The organism is Floccifex sp., assembly GCF_051873555.1.
Taxonomy (GTDB): domain Bacteria; phylum Bacillota_I; class Bacilli_A; order Erysipelotrichales; family Erysipelotrichaceae; genus Floccifex.
Genome location: NZ_JBJEEY010000155.1, coordinates 1 through 5,263, shown reverse-complemented (window position 1 = coordinate 5,263; position 5,263 = coordinate 1). Strand labels below are relative to the sequence as shown.

At 31.3% G+C, this 5,263-nt stretch carries 5 protein-coding genes; 1 reads left to right on the top strand and 4 read right to left on the bottom strand.

Features of this window, described 5'->3' with window-relative positions; translation table 11 throughout:
• Positions 1–113 precede the first annotated feature (113 nt).
• Positions 114–1,058: a putative ABC transporter permease gene (locus ACI32A_RS08745; RefSeq protein ID WP_439754674.1), complete on the top strand. Its 945-nt coding sequence runs from the start codon at positions 114–116 to the stop codon at positions 1,056–1,058.
• On the opposite strand, the gene ACI32A_RS08740 is transcribed toward ACI32A_RS08745, so the two are convergent.
• The 4 genes from ACI32A_RS08740 to ACI32A_RS08725 are packed head-to-tail and all read right to left on the bottom strand — an operon-like array spanning position 1,059 to position 5,106.
• On the bottom strand, positions 1,059–2,126 hold the full coding sequence (locus ACI32A_RS08740; protein ID WP_439754673.1) for an Mbeg1-like protein: 1,068 nt from the start codon (positions 2,124–2,126) through the stop codon (positions 1,059–1,061).
• A 9-nt stretch (positions 2,127–2,135) separates the two neighbouring features.
• On the bottom strand, positions 2,136–2,762 hold the full coding sequence (locus ACI32A_RS08735; protein ID WP_439754672.1) for a GNAT family N-acetyltransferase: 627 nt from the start codon (positions 2,760–2,762) through the stop codon (positions 2,136–2,138).
• A 32-nt stretch (positions 2,763–2,794) separates the two neighbouring features.
• On the bottom strand, positions 2,795–4,024 hold the full coding sequence (locus ACI32A_RS08730) for a pyridoxal phosphate-dependent aminotransferase (RefSeq protein WP_439754671.1): 1,230 nt from the start codon (positions 4,022–4,024) through the stop codon (positions 2,795–2,797).
• Positions 4,021–5,106 (bottom strand): chorismate mutase, encoded by a 1,086-nt coding sequence (locus ACI32A_RS08725; protein ID WP_439754670.1) that lies wholly within the window; start codon positions 5,104–5,106, stop codon positions 4,021–4,023. Before ACI32A_RS08725 ends, ACI32A_RS08730 begins: the two co-directional genes overlap by 4 nt.
• Positions 5,107–5,263: the final 157 nt, after the last annotated feature.

Here is a 5,263-nt window from a genome sequence, read left to right as displayed (position 1 = left end):
GCTGAATTTTCAGTGAGTTTGCACCATTTTTTATTTTCAACCTCTAAAGTCAGGTACTATATAAGTATAGCACCGAAATAGATTTTTATCTGATTTGATAGTAGAATAATTCTATGAATCGTACAAAATTAGAAGAAGAAAGTATAAATTTACTAAAAGAAATCACTTTTGAACAAGAACAATTAGAGTCTTTATACTTAGATATGGCAAAAAATGAATCAGGTGAAATTGAAATACCAGATTTAGATGAACAGATTGAAAATCGTCTTCAATCCCTTCAAAGAAGTGCCAACAACATCAATCGCTCGTTATTGGAAACGGAAATGATGAAAGATGAATTGAAGGCTCGTAAAAAAGATGTTGATAAAAAACAACTGCCTTCTAATACTGAAATCGATTACCAGGAATCTAAGTCGAATCGTTTCGCAAAAGGTGTCAATATTTATAAGCTTTTATTAATCCTCTTTTTTGGATCGTTTGCAGGTGTCATTGTGGAGATGTTGTTTTGTTTATTCAAAAACGGATACATCGAATCTAGAACAAGTACCATTATTGGTCCTTTCAACCTTGTTTATGGACTAGGTGCAGCTTGTTTGACATTTTTTCTATATAAATACAGAAACCATGGTGTGTGGTTATCTTTTATTGGCGGTTTTGTTGTAGGATCCGTTGTCGAATATTTTTGTTCTTATTTTCAGGAACTTTTATTTGGTTCTACTTCATGGGATTACAGTGGTTATCCTTTTAACATCAATGGAAGAATTTGTTTATTGTATTCTATTTTCTGGGGATTATTAGGTATTTTCTGGATTAAAGACTTATATCCTCTTCTATCACAATTTATTTTAAAAATATCTAATAAAATCGAAAAAACATTAACTATCGCAGCTACTGTTTTTTTGATATTAGATTATGCCATTAGTGGTTTTGTTGTCTATCGATGGATGAATAGAGAACAACATATTCTTCCGCAAAATAAAGTCGAAGAATTCATTGATGTTCTCTATCCCAATGAAACAATGAAAGAAATTTATCCAAATCTTGTATTTAAAAACTAATTATCGTATTTTTTTGAATATAATTTTGAGAAACTGTTGAATTGTTTCTCCTATATTTTTTTTATCTTCTTCACTCATATTTTTAAAAGAAGACATCAATTTTCCTATATTTTTAATACTTTGAGACGAAAATTCTTCAATTGTTTGAATATCTGTTTCCTTTAATACCATGTATAAAGCATCTACAAATTGTTGACGTTGATTCACATCCAATTGAGATACCCATTCTTTTATGGATGCATCAATGACCTGACTATCTTTTGTCAATTCTTCACAACGAATCAATTGATTTTGATGGACTTGCCATGAATATACATCGTGTTGAAGAATGCTTACTGTATCACTTAATACAATATTGTGTTTTTCTTTGTGTTCTAACAACAAACCTACAACCGAACTTTGAGGAATAAAAGTCATAATTTTTTCTTGCATTTCTATATAATGACTTTGTTCAAAGAATGAAGACTCAAATCCTGGTCCATCAAAATTATAAACCGCTGCAATCTTTTTTTGATTTCGCTTTGTTAACATACAAGAAGCATAAACCGCTAAGTTTCCTCCTTTAGAGTGTCCCACCAAAATAAAATGAGATAAAATATTTTTCATGGCTTGGTTACAATATGCAATCGCACATTTTTGACTGGGAACCGGTGTTATAAAAGCCATGTTGAAGTCTTCTTTCCATCCTACAAAAGTATTATCGGTTCCTCGATAAGAAATACATGTTAATTTTTTATTCAATTGAATACATAAGGCACTAAATTGTTTTTCTTGTTCTGTTTCGATTTGATTGACATAACCACAGAGTAAACAATCCATATAACGAGGGGCTTGCATCAATTCTTTTAACAATCGTAAATCTTCATTTTTATATACTTTTCTTTCTTGTTCTATAAATATTTTTGCTGCTTCTTTTAGTGAAATTGTTTCTTTAAAGTCTTCCGATACAATTCCATCAAATGGAATATAAGACAAACGAGAAAAAATAAGGGCATCCATTTCATGAAACGAATCTTGATTCAAATCCAAATCACTTCGCCAGCTTAAATAATCAAATAAATCACTCATAGTTTTCTCCTATAGTTTTGGTTTTGCGTTTTGATACCAATAATATATATTTTTATTTTGTTCATGTAATTGTCCATTACATTTTGTATATAACGCATTGGCTGCTTTATTATTTTCTTGTGTAATCAAAAACGTATAATGCATATCTTTGGCATCTTCTAAAATTTTTTCCATTAGTTGTTGTCCAATATGATGACCTTGATAACTATCGGATACAAAACAATGATAAATCATCAACATATCGTTTCCATTGTCAATTCGTTTCAGTACATAAGCTAAAATATAGCCCATAATATTTTTTTGACTATAGGCAACAGTAACCCAGATATCTTTATTTTCTAGAATGGAAGTTGCTTTTTCTTTTGAAATGACTTCATTTCGAAATTTTTTTGTGACTTGAATTAATGTTTTTTCATCTCCTTTTTCTAATTTTCGAATCTGAATCTTTGAAAACAATATCTTTTTTTCTTTCATTGAAATTTTTTCTACTTCATAGCCATAAGAAATACATTCTTTTTTATTGGAAAGAAATGAATGATCCAATGGAAATTCTAAAAGATTTTCAATTTCATCAAAAGTCAAAGAAAAGCATTCTTCTTTTTGGATATATTCCCATAATTTATTGTATTTACTCATACTTCCATTATGCCATAAAAAAACACAATGGACTAAGCCACTGTGTCTAAAATTTCTTTCATTTGTTTTGCTAAACCCTTGATTTTATCAACCGATAACGAACAAATCGCTACTCGAATTCCCTGATTCACTTTTACTGTATAAATGTGTTTTTCCATCAAAGCTTCATGATAGGCATCTCTTGTTTCATTGTCCATAGAAAGTGTCACAAAGAATCCTTCTTTATATGGATAATGTTTTAATCCCACTTCATTGGCTTCTTTGACAAAAATTTCGCTTCTTTCTTTTAATAAATTTACATATTTCATTCGTTCTGCATTGTATTCTTCTTTGTGATTTTTGATAACATCTACAAACATATGCATGGCTCCGTTATTGATATTAGACCAAGTAGCACGGGCATTTTTTTCAAATACAATTTTAACTTCCTGAACCGCTTGTTCTGTTTTTCCAAGAATAATAGCGGCTCCACAACGAAGTCCATACGATGTCATGGATTTTGATAAACTAAAGGCAATCACAACAACAACGTTTTCACTGATTTGATCAAATGTTTGCATATATTCTTTTGCTTTTTCTTGTTGATATGAAAAATCAATATAGGCAATGTCATTTAATAAAACAACTGAATGTGTTTTTGAGCATTCATTTAAGAATTCAACTACACTTTGCCATTCTTCTTTTGATAAAGAATAACCAGATGGATTGTGACAAGGATCATTGATAATCACAACCAATCGATCTTGAGTAGCCATAGCGCTTTGACAAGCTTCTTTAAATGAATCTAAATTAAAGTGATCGTCTTCAAATAAATTATATTTTACAGTATTAATATTATTCATTTCAGCCATTAAGTTATAAGAACCCCAGGCAAGACTAGGAATCACCAGTGTTTGTCCTGCATCTAGACAATTTGAAATTGTCATATCCACAGCTCCTGTTCCTCCAGGAGTGGCAATGATATCATGGGCCAATGTGCTATTTCCGTTTAATACCCATTCATAAACGGTTTCTTTAAAATCAGGGTTTCCTGTAAAGCTAGCTGCATAGGCAGCCATAGATCGATTGTCCATATTTTTCAAAGAATTAAATACACAATCCAATGCAACCAATTGTCCATCTTCTCCAAATAAAGAACCAATTGTTGCATTCACAACCGCATCGTCTCCTAACTGTGCTTTAGCTTCTTTGGCTTTCGCAGCTACCGCAAATACGGTATCGACGATTGGTTTTTTGTTGACGCTGTCTTTGACAAAACTCATAGTGATTCATCCTCCTTTAATGTATAGTTTCCTAAAATTTTCACACTTTCACAAATGTTTTCGAGGTCATTTAAACAAGATTTGACTTTTTCTTCTTTTAAATTTCCATCGAGTTCAATATAGAAGAAATACTCAAAGGGTCTTCCTTTTATTGGACGCGACTGAATACATTGCATATTTAAACCATGTCTTCCAATCACATCAATAACTTGAGCCAAAGAACCGGCTTTGTGTTCAATGACTAAACTTAAACTAAAGCGGTTTCCTTTTTTTGAGGATTGCAACCCAATAACCATAAATTTTGTGGTATTTTGACTGTTTTCTTCAATATTGGTAGCCAATACTTTCAAACCATAAAAACTAGCGTTTTCTTTTGCACCAATGGCAGCTTTATGAATATCTTTTTCATTGGCCACGTATTGAGCAGCCATGGCTGTATTGGGATAGGCAACGGTTTGAACATTTAATTGTTGTAGAAATACACGAGCCTGCGATAAAGCCTGGTCTTTGGAATAGACAATGTCTATGTCTTTTAAAGTGGCTTCAGGAAGTCCCAGCAAACATTGTTCTACTTTTAGATTATAGGTTTCCTGAATATAAACGGGATAGGCATTCAAGGCATCTAAGACTTCCCCTACTAATCCGGAATTGGTATTTTCAAAGGGTATGATACCGTATTGCACTTTTTTTTGTACAACAGCTTCAAATACATCTTCAAATGTAGATAAACCAATAGATGGATTGGATGGAAATAGTTTTTGACATGTCATATGTGCAAAAGCACCTTTAATTCCACAATACGCAACAATATCCTGGGCTTGTAAGCTTTTTTGATATTCTTTTGAAATATTCATGACATGTTTTAAAAAATCAATGTAATAGGGTTCATATTCTGTATTTTGAATATATTTACGATTTTTTTCAATCAAACGATCTTCTCGATTTTTGTCGTAAACCGGTAAATTGTTTTCCATTTTATAATGAATTACATGTTTAACGGCATCCATTCGTTGTTCATACAGCTTTGCCATTTCTTGATCAATGACTTCAATGTCTTTTCTTGCTTGTTCTAATTCATTCATATTCTCACCTATACCTTTGTATCATATCATAAAACTTTGTTTTCATAAAATTTTTCTGAAAAATTTTTCAAGAACTTTTGTAAAAGTGATACAATAATACAAGGATTGATCTCATTCTCAAAATATTTATGAAGCCAGGAGATATTGGAATCAGCCT